15 protein-coding genes are annotated in these 15,302 nt (G+C 38.5%); all 15 read left to right on the forward strand.

Features of this window, described 5'->3' with window-relative positions:
- The first annotated feature begins 89 nt into the window (after nt 1-89).
- Nucleotides 90-782, forward strand: coding sequence for an ABC transporter ATP-binding protein (locus tag D6734_04905; protein ID RMF95767.1), 693 nt, complete (start codon nt 90-92; stop codon nt 780-782).
- 15 nt (nt 783-797) lie between these two features.
- Complete coding sequence (locus D6734_04910; protein ID RMF95768.1) at nt 798-1,697, forward strand: glycine--tRNA ligase subunit alpha; 900 nt, start codon at nt 798-800, stop codon at nt 1,695-1,697.
- A 12-nt stretch (nt 1,698-1,709) separates the two neighbouring features.
- Entirely contained in the window at nt 1,710-3,806 is a 2,097-nt protein-coding gene (locus D6734_04915; protein ID RMF95769.1) for a glycine--tRNA ligase subunit beta, read from the forward strand.
- Nucleotides 3,807-3,827: 21 nt separating this feature from the next.
- Complete coding sequence (locus tag D6734_04920; protein ID RMF95770.1) at nt 3,828-6,665, forward strand: pyruvate, phosphate dikinase; 2,838 nt, start codon at nt 3,828-3,830, stop codon at nt 6,663-6,665.
- An 11-nt stretch (nt 6,666-6,676) separates the two neighbouring features.
- Nucleotides 6,677-7,117: an NUDIX hydrolase gene (locus D6734_04925; GenBank protein RMF95779.1), complete on the forward strand. Its 441-nt coding sequence runs from the start codon at nt 6,677-6,679 to the stop codon at nt 7,115-7,117.
- Between the two features lie 130 nt (nt 7,118-7,247).
- Entirely contained in the window at nt 7,248-8,066 is an 819-nt protein-coding gene (gene rpsB / locus D6734_04930) for a 30S ribosomal protein S2 (GenBank protein RMF95771.1), read from the forward strand.
- 39 nt (nt 8,067-8,105) lie between these two features.
- The gene (gene tsf, locus D6734_04935) at nt 8,106-8,702 is read left to right on the forward strand and encodes a translation elongation factor Ts (GenBank protein RMF95772.1); all 597 of its coding nucleotides are present in this window, start codon (nt 8,106-8,108) and stop codon (nt 8,700-8,702) included.
- Between the two features lie 42 nt (nt 8,703-8,744).
- Complete coding sequence (locus D6734_04940) at nt 8,745-9,464, forward strand: UMP kinase (GenBank protein ID RMF95773.1); 720 nt, start codon at nt 8,745-8,747, stop codon at nt 9,462-9,464.
- 3 nt (nt 9,465-9,467) lie between these two features.
- Nucleotides 9,468-10,025 (forward strand): ribosome recycling factor, encoded by a 558-nt coding sequence (locus D6734_04945; protein RMF95774.1) that lies wholly within the window; start codon nt 9,468-9,470, stop codon nt 10,023-10,025.
- A gap of 36 nt (nt 10,026-10,061) precedes the next feature.
- Nucleotides 10,062-10,229, forward strand: a complete 168-nt coding sequence (locus D6734_04950; protein RMF95780.1) for a 4Fe-4S dicluster domain-containing protein — start codon at nt 10,062-10,064, stop codon at nt 10,227-10,229.
- Nucleotides 10,230-10,285: 56 nt separating this feature from the next.
- A complete protein-coding gene (locus D6734_04955) occupies nt 10,286-11,074 on the forward strand; it encodes an isoprenyl transferase (GenBank protein RMF95775.1) in 789 nt (262 codons plus the stop codon).
- A gap of 9 nt (nt 11,075-11,083) precedes the next feature.
- On the forward strand, nt 11,084-11,884 hold the full coding sequence (locus tag D6734_04960) for a CDP-archaeol synthase (protein ID RMF95776.1): 801 nt from the start codon (nt 11,084-11,086) through the stop codon (nt 11,882-11,884).
- 70 nt (nt 11,885-11,954) lie between these two features.
- Entirely contained in the window at nt 11,955-13,010 is a 1,056-nt protein-coding gene (prfB, locus tag D6734_04965) for a peptide chain release factor 2 (GenBank protein ID RMF95777.1), read from the forward strand.
- Between the two features lie 31 nt (nt 13,011-13,041).
- On the forward strand, nt 13,042-14,529 hold the full coding sequence (gene lysS / locus D6734_04970; protein ID RMF95781.1) for a lysine--tRNA ligase: 1,488 nt from the start codon (nt 13,042-13,044) through the stop codon (nt 14,527-14,529).
- Between the two features lie 5 nt (nt 14,530-14,534).
- Nucleotides 14,535-15,302, forward strand: a 768-nt coding sequence (locus tag D6734_04975; protein ID RMF95778.1) for an ABC transporter permease, incomplete at its 3' end; no start/stop codon positions are given.

The raw sequence follows: 15,302 nt of genomic DNA on the forward strand, positions 1-15,302 counted from the left end.
ATATTATGTAGTTAGTGCTAAATTTCTTGACCTTTGAAGTGCAGTTTTAAATTGTTTTATTGATAAGTAAAGAGCGTTAAAAGACCAATTTGCAGAATAAAAAAGAAATCATTAAAGCGCAGGGAATAAAGAAATCCTATAGATTGGGAGGAAATACTGTAGAGGTTTTGAGAGATGTAAATTTTGATTTAAATGAATCAGAAGTTGTCAGCATAGTTGGTGCATCAGGGACAGGTAAAAGCACTTTACTGCACATTTTGGGTTTGCTCGATAATTGTGATAGCGGAAGCATCTATTATGATGGCAGGAATATAGATAATTTAACTGACGAAGAAAAGGCAGAATTTAGGAATAAGAATATTGGATTCGTTTTTCAGTTTCATCATCTTCTAATGGAATTTACCAGTCTCGAGAATGTAATGATACCTCTTTTAATAAGCGGAATTGATAGAAAAGAAGCACAAGCAAGGGCTGCATCGGTTCTTGCCGATGTTGGATTGGAAGGGAGAATGAAACACCGCCCCTCTGAGCTTTCAGGCGGTGAACAGCAAAGGGTTGCTATTGCAAGAGCACTCGTTATGCATCCAAGGGTTGTTCTTGCCGATGAGCCTACAGGTAATCTTGATTCACAAACAGGAGAATCTGTTTTCGAATTATTGAAAGATTTGAATAAACGTAAAAATGAAAGTTTTGTAATAGCTACACACAATCTTGAGCTGGCAAAAAGGTCGGACAAGGTGTTTCGACTTGAGAAGGGGATTTTAACTGAGATTGATTTTTAAATTAGAGAGTCACAGATGACATTCCAAGAACTTATTTTGAGCCTTCAAAATTTTTGGACCAAAAAAGGATGTATACTTCAACAGCCCTATGATATCGAAGTAGGAGCAGGAACATTCAATCCTGCAACATTTCTTCGTGTTTTAGGGCCTGAGCCATGGAATGTTTGCTATGTTGAGCCATCGAGAAGGCCTACAGATGGAAGATATGGTGAGAATCCAAACCGACTTCAGCATTATTATCAGTTTCAAGTTATTATGAAACCGTCGCCTAAAGATATTCAGGATATTTACATTCAAAGTCTTGAAAGTTTTGGTATAGACACTTCCCTGCATGATATCAGATTTATTGAAGATGATTGGGAATCGCCGACTTTAGGTGCATGGGGACTTGGCTGGGAAGTGTGGATCGATGGTATGGAAATCACGCAGTTTACTTATTTTCAGCAGACAGGTGGCATAGATGTGAAGCCCGTTGCTGTTGAGATTACTTATGGAATTGAAAGAATTGCAATGTATCTTCAGGAAATCGACAATGTATATGATATAGAATGGGCACATGGAATAAAATATGGAGATATACACCTTCAGTCGGAAATTGAGTTTTCGAAATACAACTTTGAAGAAGCTGATGTCGATATGCTTTTTAAACTTTTTGAGATGTATGAAAAGGAAGGAATGTCTCTAATTGAAAAAGGTCTTGTTCTTCCTGCCTATGACTATTGCTTGAAAACTTCACACATATTCAATCTCCTCGATGCAAGAGGTGCTATCAGTGTTTCAGAAAGGGTGGGATATATAGCGCGTGTAAGGGCAATAGCTAGACGATGTGCTGAAGCATATGTAAAAGTCCGTGAAGAACAGGGTTTCCCTTTATTGAAGAGAAATAGTTTGTCGGAGGAAAGAGCGAAAAGATAGAGGAGCAAAGAAATAGTGGCTGAATTTTTTCTTGAAATAGGTTCTGAAGATTTGCCGGCAAGGTTTGTCCCAAAAGCTATCTCTGATATTCAGGAGATAGTTGCGAATATTCTCAAGGAGGAAAAATTATCCTTTTCAGGGATTCACTCGTATGGCACTTACAGGCGTCTTGTAGCCATAGTTAAAGGTTTGAGTGAAAAGCAGGAGGATAGAGAGGAGAGTGTATATGGACCGCCAGTTTCAATAGCTTATGATGATAATGGCAACCCAACAAAAGCTGCAATTGGATTTGCCAAGAAGATGGGAGTTCAGGTCGAGAGATTAGAAAAAACAAAAACGAATCGTGGAGAAGTCCTCTTTTTCAAAAAGGTTCATAAGGGAAGAAATACCAAAGATATACTTCCTGAAATCGCAAGAAAAACCGTTAATTCTTTGAGTTTTGTGAAAACGATGAGGTGGTCTGACTTGGATTATAGATTTGCAAGACCATTGCGGTGGTTTTGCTCTTTATATGACTCTTCTGTTGTTTCCTTCGAAATTGCAGGAATTGAAAGCTCAAATAAGACATATGGACACAGGTTTATTTCACCTAATGAAATTGAGATTGAATCATCTGATGATTATTTCAGTAAACTTGAAAAGGCGGGTGTTATTGTTGACCATATACGGAGAAAAGATAAGCTTCGAGAAATTATTACACAAAGGGCTGAGGAGGCAGGAGGAATAGTAGTCGAGAATGAAGAACTTCTTGAAACTCTTACATTTATGGTGGAGATGCCCGGTGCAGTCAGGGGCACTTTTTCTGAAGAATTCCTGCTATTGCCGAAAGAGGTATTGTTAGCAGCAATTGAAAAACAGCAATTTTATTTTCCTATTCAAGCAAATTCAAAGGAAGATGGGAAATTGACAAATTCTTTCATCGCTGTTTTCGACAGAGATAAGGATATTGCCGGAAATATCAAAAAGGGAAATGAAAGAGTCTTGAAGGCGCGCCTTGAGGATGCAAAATTTTTCTTCGAGGAAGATATGAAGATTCCTTTCAGAGACAGGACCGAAGATTTGAAAGGAATTCTTTTTATGGAGAATCTTGGCTCGATGTATGAAAAAGTCGAACGTATCTGTTCCTTGTCCAAGGAATTGGCTGAGCGGATTATAAAAGATATTCCTAAAGATTTTGACACATATGCTTGTCTTGAAGCGGCAAGATTATGCAAAAATGACCTCTTAACTGAAATGGTTCAAGAATTCCCTGAGTTGCAGGGAATTATGGGGAGAGAATATCTATTGAGACAAGGAAGCAGCCCCTTAATAAGTAATGCTGTATATGAACATTACCTTCCGCGTTTTGCAAATGATTCAATCCCTGCATCAGCAGAAGGCGCTGTCATAGGACTTGCCGATAGGATGGACAGCATCGTCGGTTGTTTTGCAAAAGGACTAATCCCGTCTGGTTCGGAAGATCCCTTTGGATTGAGAAGAGCGGCAATAGGCATAATCAATATTATAGAAAATTTTCAGTTTTCCATTGACTTGCAAGATTTCTGCGAAACTTCTCTTTCTCTTTATGGAATAAATGACAACATTGCAAAAGATACAATAAACAAAATTCTCGAGTTTTTCAAAACTCGATATGAAGGAATACTTGATTCAAGAGGTTACAGAATGGACCTTGTTAATTCGGTTGTAAGCGCAAGGTTTAGTGATTTAAATGATGCAACAAGACGAGTTGATTCCCTTCATAAACTGACTTCTGAGCCATGGTTTGAGTCCTTATCGATTGCTTTCAAAAGAGCAATGAAAATACTTCCGGAAAATGGGATTGAAGGAGAAGTTGATATTACTCTTATAAAGGAAGATGCAGAAAAAGAGCTTTTTGATGCTGTAACGATAATAGAGAAGGAATGCCGCAAGCATCTTGATGATGGTAATTATTATGAAGCATTAAGGAAGATATGCGAAATAAGGTCGAGTGTAGATCGTTTCTTTGATGAAGTGCTTGTTATGACAGATGATGAAAAAGTAAGAGATAATAGACTCAAATTGTTAAAAAGAATCGTTCGGCTTTTTTCAGATATTGCTGATTTTAGACAGGTTTCTTCCGGAAAATAACTATAAATTTTGGAGGGAAAAATGGGTAAATATGTTTATTTTTTCGGTAATGGAAAGGCAGACGGTACAGGTGATATGAAAGACCTCCTTGGCGGGAAAGGAGCAGGCCTTGCTGAGATGACAAACGCTCAGATTCCGGTGCCTCCTGGTTTTACTATAACAACGGAAGTATGCAGACTCTATTATGAAAACAACTCCACACTTACTCAGAGAATCAAGTGGGAAATTGATGAAGCCCTCAAAAAACTTGAAGACCTTCTTGGAGCATCTCTCGGAGATGAAAAATCTCCTCTTCTTTTATCAGTTCGTTCAGGAGCTAAATTTTCTATGCCCGGAATGATGGATACTATCCTGAATCTCGGATTAAATGATAAAACAGTGGAAGGATTGGCAAAAAGGACCAGTAATAGAAGATTCGCCTATGACAGCTATAGAAGATTTATTCAGATGTTTGGTAATGTTGTTTTAGGGATTGATAAGGATGTCTTTGAACATATTCTAAACAAAAAAAAGGAAGCAAAGAAAGTTAAATTAGATATAGACCTTAAAGCAGAAGATTGGGAGGATATTGTAAAGGAATATAAAAAGGCAATAAAGAGGGTTGCCGGGATTAATTTTCCTCAAAACTGTAAAGTTCAGCTTCAGATGGCAATCGAGGCAGTTTTCAAATCATGGAACAATCCCCGTGCTATTACATATAGGAAACTGAATAACATACCATCCGATTTGGGTACAGCCGTCAATGTCCAGTCGATGGTCTTTGGCAATATGGGAAACAAGTCTGCTACAGGAGTCGGTTTTACTCGAAATCCTGCGACAGGTGAAAAGACTTTTTATGGCGAATTTCTTGTTAATGCACAGGGCGAAGATGTTGTTGCAGGAATCAGGACTCCCCAACCAATAGAAAAGCTGAAAAAGATTATGCCAAATGTATACAAAGAGCTTAAGCAGATTACGGATAGACTTGAAAAGCATTATAGAGATGTGCAGGATTTTGAATTTACTATTCAGGAGGGTAACCTCTATATGCTTCAAACCCGTGTTGGGAAGAGGACGGGCTTGGCTGCCGTAAAGATTGCTGTTGATATGGTAGAGGAAGGATTGATTACAAAGGAAGAAGCCGTATCGAGAGTCGAACCTTCGGCTTTGGAACAGCTTTTGCATCCTGTTTTCGATCCTGCAAAGAGGCAGAAGGCAAAATCACAAGCCAAGGGACTGCCCGCTTCTCCGGGCGCTGCGGCAGGACAGATAGTTTTCACTGCAGAGGAAGCAGTTGAGTGGACAAAGAAGGGAAAGAAGGTTGTTCTGGTTCGTCTTGAAACTGTGCCTGATGATATTCATGGAATGCACGTTGCCGAAGGAGTGCTGACTGCAACAGGAGGAATGACTTCACATGCCGCCGTTGTTGGCAGGCAGATGGGCAAACCGAGTGTTGTCGGGTGTGGTGACTTGCAGATAAACACGAAAACTGGAAAATTGACTATTAAAGGTAAAAGTGCAAAAAGAGGTGATTATATATCAATTGACGGTTCCACAGGCGATGTATTCCTTGAAAAGATACCAACAGTTCCTTCGGATATAATACGCGTTATAACTGGAAAGATGAAGCCGAGTAGAAGCAAGATTTACAAATATTTCGATACATTGCTTTCATGGGCTGATGAAATCAAGCGGCTTGGAATAAGAGCAAATGCCGATACACCAACTGATTCGCGAATTGCCCGCGCATTTGGAGCAAAGGGTATTGGTTTATGCCGCACTGAACATATGTTTTTTGAAGGCAACAGGATACCAACTGTTGTAAAAATGATTCTTTCAGCGAAAGAAGGGCAAAAAGGCATTGATATAATCAGAGGGCTGGAAGCTCAGCTGAAGGAAGCAAGCGGAGATAGGAAAAAAGAGATAAAGGAACAGATAAAAGCTGTTGAAAAGGAATACCGTAGTGCAATTAAAGATTATACAGGGGCTCTTGATAAATTGCGCGAACTTCAGAGAAAAGACTTTTATGATATCTTTAAAGAAATGGAAGGGCTTCCTGTTACGATTAGGACTCTTGATCCCCCATTGCACGAGTTTTTGCCTAAGAGGGAAGAGCTTTTGGTTGAAATTGCCACTTTAAAGGCAAAAGGTGCCAAAAAGAATGCGAAAAAAATCGAGGAGAAGGAATCACTTCTGAAACAGGTTGAGGAACTTCATGAATTCAATCCAATGCTGGGACATCGGGGATGCCGACTTGGGATAACATATCCTGAAATTACGAGGATGCAGGCAAATGCTATTTTTTCGGCGGCATGCGATTTGGCAAAGAAAAATAAGACTGTTGTCCCAGAAATAATGATTCCATTGGTCGGAGATGTTGCTGAATTGAAAGCTCAAAAAGAGATAGTCGTAGATGAAGCCCAAAAGGTAATAAAGGAGAAAAAAACAAAGATCAACTATCTCGTTGGAACTATGATCGAACTGCCAAGAGGCGCATTGACAGCAGATGAAATTGCAGAGGATGCTCAGTTTTTTTCATTTGGAACCAATGATTTGACGCAGACAACATTTGGCTTTTCAAGAGATGATTGCGGAAAGTTTTTGAAAATCTATCTTGAGATGGGAATAAGGGAGAAGGATCCCTTTCAGACAATTGACAGGAATGGGGTAGGACAATTAGTCAAGATTGGTGTAGAAAAAGGAAGGTCAACTAGGTCTTCGCTTAAAGTTGGAGTCTGTGGAGAACACGGTGGAGACCCTGATTCCATAGATTTCTTCAATGGCGTAGGACTTGATTATGTTAGCTGTTCACCTTTTAGGGTGCCGGTTGCAAGACTTTCTGCTGCGCAAGCAGTAATTAGGGAAAAATCGAAAGAGTGAGCTATAAAAGTATAGAATGTCCAAATTGTGGAACAAAGGTGCGGGATTTTAAAAATCCCGTACCTACAGTTGATATAATCATTGAGGTAGAAGAAGAGGGAAAGAAGAAAATAGTTCTAATTAAAAGGAAAAACCCTCCCTATGGCTGGGCAATTCCCGGCGGTTATGTGGACTATGGCGAATCATTGGAAGATTGTGCAATAAGAGAAGCAAAGGAAGAGACATCTCTCGATGTTGAGCTTATTAGACAATTTCATGCTTATTCAGATCCATCGAGGGATGAAAGACAGCATAATATCAGTATTGTATTCATAGCAAAAAAAAAGGGTGGCAGACTGTCAGCTTCATCAGATGCTGAAGATGCACAACTATTTGATGAAATGACTCTTCCTGATGAAATTGCTTTTGACCATAAAAAAATCCTTGAAGATTATTTTGAGGATAAATATTGAGCAAATACTCTGTTTTTACTTGAAAAAAAAAATAGTTGTGGTATTTGAATCGGATTGAAAAAAATTTTTGTACTTAAGTCTTTAGAATTGAAAGTTAACAAATTTTAACAGGAAAGAAAGGAGTGAATTGTTGAGTACAATTTCCATGAAAGCACTTCTAGAAAATGGTGTCCATTTTGGTCACCAGACAAAGAGATGGAACCCAAAAATGAAAAAATATATTTTTGGGGCGAAACACAATATCTACATTATTGACCTTCAAAAGACACTGAAACTGTTCAAGGAAGCTGCACAATTTGTAAAGGATACTTCAGCCAATGGTGGAAAAATTCTTTTTGTTGGGACAAAAAAACAAGCGGCTCAAATAATCAAGGAAGAAGCTGAAAGATGTGAATCTCCTTATGTTTCTGAGAGATGGCTTGGTGGCACACTCACAAATTTTGTTACTATCTCCAAGAGTGTCAAAAAACTCAAAGAGATCGAAGAAATGAAAGCCGCAGGCATTTATGATGCAATGACAAAAAAAGAAGCTATTAAACTTGAAAAGGAAAGAATAAAACTTGAAAGATATTTTGGAGGCATAAAGACTCTTGACAGACTGCCTGATGCCGTATTTGTGATTGATCCTAAAAAGGAAAGAATATGCATAAACGAAGCAAACATACTTGACATTCCAGTAGTTGGTCTTGTCGACACTAACTGTGACCCGGAGCTTATAGATTATGTTATTCCCGGTAATGATGATGCAATTAGGTCGATAAAAGTGATTACCTCTGCAATTGCAGATGCCGTGTTGGAAGGTAAGGAAATCTGGAAAGAAAAGGAGTTGGTCGTAAAGAAGGGAGAAGAAGAAGCTGAAGCTGAGAATGCCGCAGAGGCAACGGATAGACAGTTAGAAGTACCTCAAGAAGAAGAAAATGATTTCTTTGATGAGGAAGGATTGAACTAATTTTTAATTGCTTGCTCTATGATTATTTAGGAGGATAAGATGTCGATATCAGCGGAGTCAGTAAAATCTCTTAGAGAAAAAACAGGAGCTGGAATATTAGATTGCAAGGAAGCCCTTCAGTCAACTAACGGTGATTTTGAAAAAGCCATAGAGTATTTGAGAAAAAAAGGTATTGCTGCAGCGCAGAAAAGGTCATCACGCGCTACATCTGCAGGGTCAATCGGTTCATATATTCATGCAGGCGGTAAAATAGGAGTCTTGATAGAAGTAAATTGTGAAACAGATTTTGTTGCTAAAACAGATGATTTTCAGGAATTGGTGAAAAACCTTTCAATGCAGGTGGCCGCCGCAAACCCCAAATATGTAAGCAGGGATGATGTTCCTCAGGAAGAGATAGAAAGAGAGAAGGAGATTTATATCTCTCAGGCAAAAGATTCGGGAAAACCTGAAAAGGTTCTGGAAAAGATTGCTGCAGGAAAGTTGGAAAAATTTTATGAATCAGTATGCCTGATGGAACAATCGTATATAAAGGATGCAGACAAGTCGGTTAAAGATCTGGTAGATAGTGTAATTGCAAAGGTTGGCGAAAACATTACAGTTAAAAGATTCGTTCGGTTTCAATTAGGTGAAAATTAATCTCTTCTTGTTCCCTGCGTTGAGACCATTCAAAGTTTGATTATGTCCGGGAAAATTAAGTATAAGCGCATATTATTGAAGGTTTCCGGTGAAATATTAGCCGGTGATAAAGGGTATGGTATTGATCTGGATGTAATCAAGAAAATTGCCGCAGAAATAAAGGATATTCACTCTTTGGGCACTGAAATTGCCGTTGTTGTAGGGGGTGGAAATATATTCAGGGGCGTAAGCGCTTCGGCTCGCGAAATGGATAGAGCTTCAGCTGACTATATGGGAATGCTGGCTACCGTGATAAATGCATTAGCTCTTCAAAGCGCCCTTGAAAATATCGGAGTATTTACGAGAGTATTATCTGCTATTGAGATGCGTGATGTAGCGGAACCATATATCAGGCGTCGCGCAATAAGACATTTGGAAAAAAAAAGAGTTGTAATATTTGCGGCAGGAACAGGGAATCCATTTTTCACAACAGATACTGCTGCCTCATTGCGTGGAATCGAGATTAAAGCTGATGTCTTTTTGAAAGCCACAAAGGTAGACGGCGTTTATACAGAAGACCCGATGAAAAATAAGAAAGCAAAGATGTTCAAGAAACTTACTTATCTTCAGGTACTTGAAAAAAGGTTAAAAATAATGGATTCTACAGCTATTTCATTGTGTATGGATAACAAACTTGGCATTATCGTTTTTAATTTAGGCAAGCATGGAAATCTTAAAAAGATAGTAAAAGGACAATCAGTAGGCACTGAAGTCAGGGGGTAAAGTATGAATGAAGATGTACTTCGTGAAACTGAAGAAGCAATGAAAAAAGCTGTTTCTTTTTTAACTAAAGAATTGGCAAAGGTTAGGACCGGCAGGGCAAATGCAGCAATTCTTGACTCAGTAAAAGTGGACTACTATGGCACTCCCACTCCAATTAATCAGCTTGCCACTATTTCAATTCCTGAAAGCAGACTTATAGTGATACAGCCATGGGACACCAATGTAATAGGACTAATAGAAAAAGCCATTATGAAGTCGGATTTAGGGCTTACACCAAATAGTGACGGAAAAGTGATTAGAATACCTATCCCTGAATTAACTGAAGAAAGAAGGCGTGAACTCGTAAAAACTGTAAAAAAAATGGGGGAGCAGGAAAAGATTACCATTAGGAATGCAAGGCGAAATGGAAATGAGAAATTGAAAAAGCTCGAGAAAGAGGGGCACGTATCTCAAGATGAAATTAAAAAATCTATTGAAAAGATTCAAAAAATAACGGATTCTTATATTGAAAAGGTGGATGAACTATTAAAGCTCAAGGAAGAAGAAATATTGACTATTTAGATTTTTTTGGAAGAATGGGAAGGAGGTGGAGTCAGAATGCACGTGATTACAGATGAGTGTATTGCCTGTGGTACTTGTGCAGAAGTATGCCCTGTACAGGCGATTGAAGAATCAGGTGATATGTACAAAATCAACGACCAATGTACTGATTGTGGAACTTGTGTCGAATCTTGTCCTGTTGATGCGATCAAGCCCGGTGAATAGGGAGTTTATATATAACAAGGGCGAAGTGCGTAAGACCTTCGCCCTTTTTAATTTATATGGGAAACTTTACGGTGGAAGAAGAAAAACTTTTAAAGAAGATTGATCCTGCAAAAATCCCTTCTCACATTGCAATAATTATGGACGGCAATGGGAGATGGGCAAGGCAAAGGAATTTGAGTAGGATAAATGGGCATAGAAAAGCCACTGAAACTGTAAGAAATGTCGTAATGGCATGCAGAGAATTGAATGTGGATGCCCTAACTCTATATACCTTTTCCATAGAGAACTGGAAAAGGCCAAAGTCGGAAGTCAAAGCACTTATGTCACTTCTGAAACGTTTCCTTTTGGAAGAATTGGAGGAAATGGAACAAAATAATATACGGCTTAAAGCAATGGGACATATCCACCTTCTTCCAAAGGATGTGCGTGTTATCCTCGATGATGTAATTTATAAGACCTGCAACAATGATGCAATGGTTCTAAATCTTGCCTTAAGCTATGGCAGCCGTATGGAAATAATCGATGCCGCAAAGAAAATGGCGCAGGAATATAAGAATGGAAAAATCAGACTTGAAGACATCGGTGAAGAAGAATTTGAGCAATACCTTTATACTTCAGATTTACCGCCTCTTGATTTGATGATTAGGACAAGTGGAGAACTGCGAATTTCTAATTTTTTGCTTTGGCAAATGGCTTATGCTGAAATATGGTTTACTCCGGTCTTGTGGCCTGATTTTCAAAAGAAACATCTCTATGAAGCCATTCTCGATTACCAAAAAAGGGAGCGCAGATTTGGTTTGACTGCTGACCAGATACAGAAAAGGCAGAAATCTGTATCAGGATAGAATATGTAAATGAGCAATTCTAAGAGGTATTCCTCAGCCCTAATATTGATAGCAGTAGTAATACTTATCCTTGAAAAAGGAGGTATTACAGGTTTATATATTGCACTTTTGGTTGTATCTATTCTCTCTCTATTAGAATTGCGAGAAATTCTTGCAAAGAGCAATCTTCCCCTGCCAAGAATACCGTTGATAGTTTTTGGGCTGGGAGCCTTCTACTATCTTTCGATTGTAAAAGAGAGGAATTTGCTCTTTTTTCTCTTCTTGCTCGCTGTTTCAATTGTTGTATTGATATTCAGAATGTCTGTCCTTTCCCAAAAAAACACCTTTCTTGCAAAGCTCTTTGTATTTATGTTTTCGATTCTTTTTATTAGTCTTCCTTTTGCATGCCTGATAGCCATAAGGAAATCTGAGGGGGGCTTGGCATATCTATATCTTGTTTTTATGGGGACATGGGCAAGTGATTCAGGTGCTTATATAGTTGGCAAACAATGGGGAAAGAGAAAGATGTCCCCTCAAATCAGCCCTAATAAAACATATGAAGGTTTGGCAGGCGGCATATTCTTGACTATTGTAGTATTTATAATATGGCATTTTTTCAGTGGTATTTCGTTGGGATGGGCAGTATTATTAGGAATAATAATATCCTTATCAGCAACTGCAGGAGACTTAATGGAATCTTTTTTAAAAAGACAAGCTGAAGTAAAGGATTCCGGTTCGCTGATACCGGGACATGGAGGAATCTTGGATAGAATTGATGCACTTCTTTTTACTCTTCCTATATGGTATATATGCACAAAATTTTTTTTGTAAAAGGAGAGATAGAAGATGGAATTTGATGTTGAAAAAGTCTTGAAGGACATTAACAACAGAATCGACGAACTTGGGAGGCATCTTTGACCTGCCGTCGAAGAAAAAACGCCTCAGCGAACTTGAGTCGTTAATTTCGACTGAGGACTTCTGGAAAGACAAGGAGAAAGCTAAAAAGGTGCTTGCTGAGAGGAAGAATGTAGAAAAAGCCGTCAAGGAATGGGAAGCGCTGAAAAACAGATCGAAAGATTTAATGGAGCTTTTTGAGCTTTGCGCAAATGATGAAGAGGAAATGCAAAAGGAATTGGAGTCTGAAATTATAAGCTTTGAGAGAGAACTTGGGAAAAGCGAAGTAAAGATTCTTCTTTCAGGTGAAGATGACATAAAAAATGCAATCCTCACCATACACCCTGGTGCAGGAGGTACAGAATCCCAAGATTGGGCTCAGATGCTTATGAGAATGTATCTTCGCTGGGCGGAAAGAAAGGATTTTCACACTGAAATTGTCGATTTACAGCAGGGTGATGAGGCTGGAATCAAAAATGTCATAATTACTATCAATGGCGAATATGCATATGGATATTTGAAAGCAGAGACCGGTATCCATCGGCTTGTGAGGATATCTCCTTTCGATGCAAATAAGCGCCGTCATACTTCCTTTGCCTCTGTTTTCGTTACACCGGAAGTAGATGACGATATAACAATAGAGATAAAAGAAGATGAACTTAAAATTGATACATTCAGGGCAGGAGGGGCAGGAGGACAACATGTCAATAAATCTGATACAGCTGTACGCATAACACACTTGCCCACAGGAATAGTCGTTGGGTGTCAAAACGAACGCTCACAATATCAAAACAAGATGACTGCTATGAAGATTTTAAAATCGCGCTTATATGAATTGAAGCTTCAAGAAGAAAAAGAAAAGATGGACGCAATACACAGCCAAAAAAAAGATATTGCATGGGGGAATCAAATTCGTTCTTATGTTTTGCATCCCTACAGAATGGTAAAAGACCATAGGACAGGAGTTGAAGTAGGAAATGCAGATGCTGTCCTCGATGGAGATATAGACCAATTTATTGAATCTTACTTGATTGAAGCGGGGAAGCAAAAACAGAATAGTTGATAGAAAATTTAAATTAGTTGAAGGAGATAAAGTGGAAGAAGAAAACGAACTTATAGCAAGAAGAAGACAAAAACTTAAAGAATTGAGGGAAATGAATGTCAATCCATTTCCAAATGATGTACCGACGCCTGCTCCGTTAAAAAGACTTATTGATAAATACAGCTCATATTCGGATGAGGATTTCAAGGATATTCAGGATGAATACAATGTTGCTGGAAGAATTATGACAATGCGTGTTATGGGAAAGACAACATTTGCCCATATTCAGGATGCAGACTCAAAAATGCAGATAATGCTTCGCTTCAATGATTTGGGTGAAGAAAAATACAAGTTTGCCAAGAAATTCTTTGATATAGGGGATATTATCCTTGTCAAAGGAAAGCCATTCAAGACAAAAACCGGCGAGCTAACAATTTGGTGCAATGATGCAAGGCTTATAACGAAAAGTTTGAGGCCCTTGCCTGAAAAATGGCATGGACTTAAAAATGTCGAACTGCGCTACCGCCAACGGTATGTCGACCTTATAGTGAATTCCTCCGTTAAAGAAGTTTTTGAAAAAAGGAGCAGGATTATAAGGGAAATCAGAAGATTTATGGACGAGAAAGGTTTTCTTGAAGTTGAAACTCCAATGATGCAATCGATACCGGGCGGCGCTACGGCCAAACCTTTTAAAACACACCATAATGCATTGAATATAGATCTTTATCTTCGTATAGCTCCTGAACTTTATCTCAAACGCCTCATAGTCGGCGGATTTGAGAAGGTTTATGAAATAAACCGAAACTTTAGAAATGAAGGCATTTCTACCCAGCACAATCCTGAATTTACTATGATAGAATTTTACTATGCCTATGTTACATATAAAGAACTTATGGATTTTACTGAGGAGCTCATTTCAGATGTTGCAGGTAAAATTAAGGATGATTTGAAATTTTCATTTAATGGAAATGAAATTGATCTTTCGCCGCCATGGGATAGAATGACAATGTTTGAAGCAATCGAGAAGATTGGAAGGATAGAAAGAAAGGACTTTGAAACAGCAGACTCAGCATACGAAACAGCTAAAAGACTTGGCATTCAAAATATTGACAAGTCGATGCCTTTGGGCAAATTGATAACCGAGATTTTTGAATTTGCTGTCGAACCAAAGTTGATACAGCCAACATTTATTTATGATTTTCCTGTCGAGGTTTCACCTCTTTCGAGAAGAAAAGAATCTGACCCCTCGCTTGTTGATAGATTTGAGCTCTTTATCGGTGGATTTGAGATTGCAAATGCCTTTAGTGAATTAAATGACCCAATAGACCAATACGAAAGGTTTAAAGAGCAAGTAAAGAATAGGGAAGCAGGGGATGAAGAAGCTCATTATATGGATTTAGACTATATTAGAGCCCTTGAATATGGAATGCCGCCTACAGCAGGAGAAGGTATAGGAATAGACAGATTGGTTATGGTTTTAACCGGCTCGTCATCTATACGGGATGTGATTCTTTTCCCTCAAATGAAACCGGAAAATTAATTAAAATGTCATTTGAATCCTTTGTAGGGTTTCGCTTCTTAAAATGGAATAAGGAAAACCGCTTTCTGTCGTTGGTTACCTTAATTTCAAGTTTAGGTGTTGCGCTCGGTGTTGCTGTCCTTATCGTAGTCTTGTCAGTAATTGATGGATATGAAAATGTAATGAAGGAGAAAATTCTCGGCGCAAATGCACATCTAATATTGTTCAACTCATCGGGCAGTGGCAAAATCTCTTCATATCAAAGCATATCAAAAGATCTTCTGAAGGTGGAAGGGGTGGAAAGAGCAGACCCCTTTAACTATATTGAAGCAATGGCATCAAAAGGAATGAAGAGGCAGGGAATAGTCATCAAAGGAATACTTCCAAATTATCTCGATGTGATTAAAGGTTTTTCGAAATTGCAGATAAATGGAGACTTCTTTTCGAACAAGAAAAATATAATCATTGGAAAAGAGCTTGCATCAGAACTTGGAGTATCTTTAGGGGATACATTGAAATGTCTCATTCCAAAAACGGAAAATAACACGCCAATGGCTCTGCCAAAGATTTTAAGTTTTCGCATTGCCGGTATCTTTGATAGCGGAATGTATGAGTGGGACAGAAGCTTAACATATACATCATTGGCAACAGTAAGTACAATAACAGGAATGAAACAGGTAGTGTCTGCTGTTGAAATAAGAATAGATGACCCGGATAGTGTTGATAAAATAGAAGAGAAGATAAGAAACAAGTTGAGATATCCTTACTACACTCAAACTTGGAAACGTATGAAT

Source organism: Candidatus Schekmanbacteria bacterium (assembly GCA_003695725.1).
Lineage (GTDB): Bacteria > Schekmanbacteria > GWA2-38-11 > GWA2-38-11 > J061 > J061.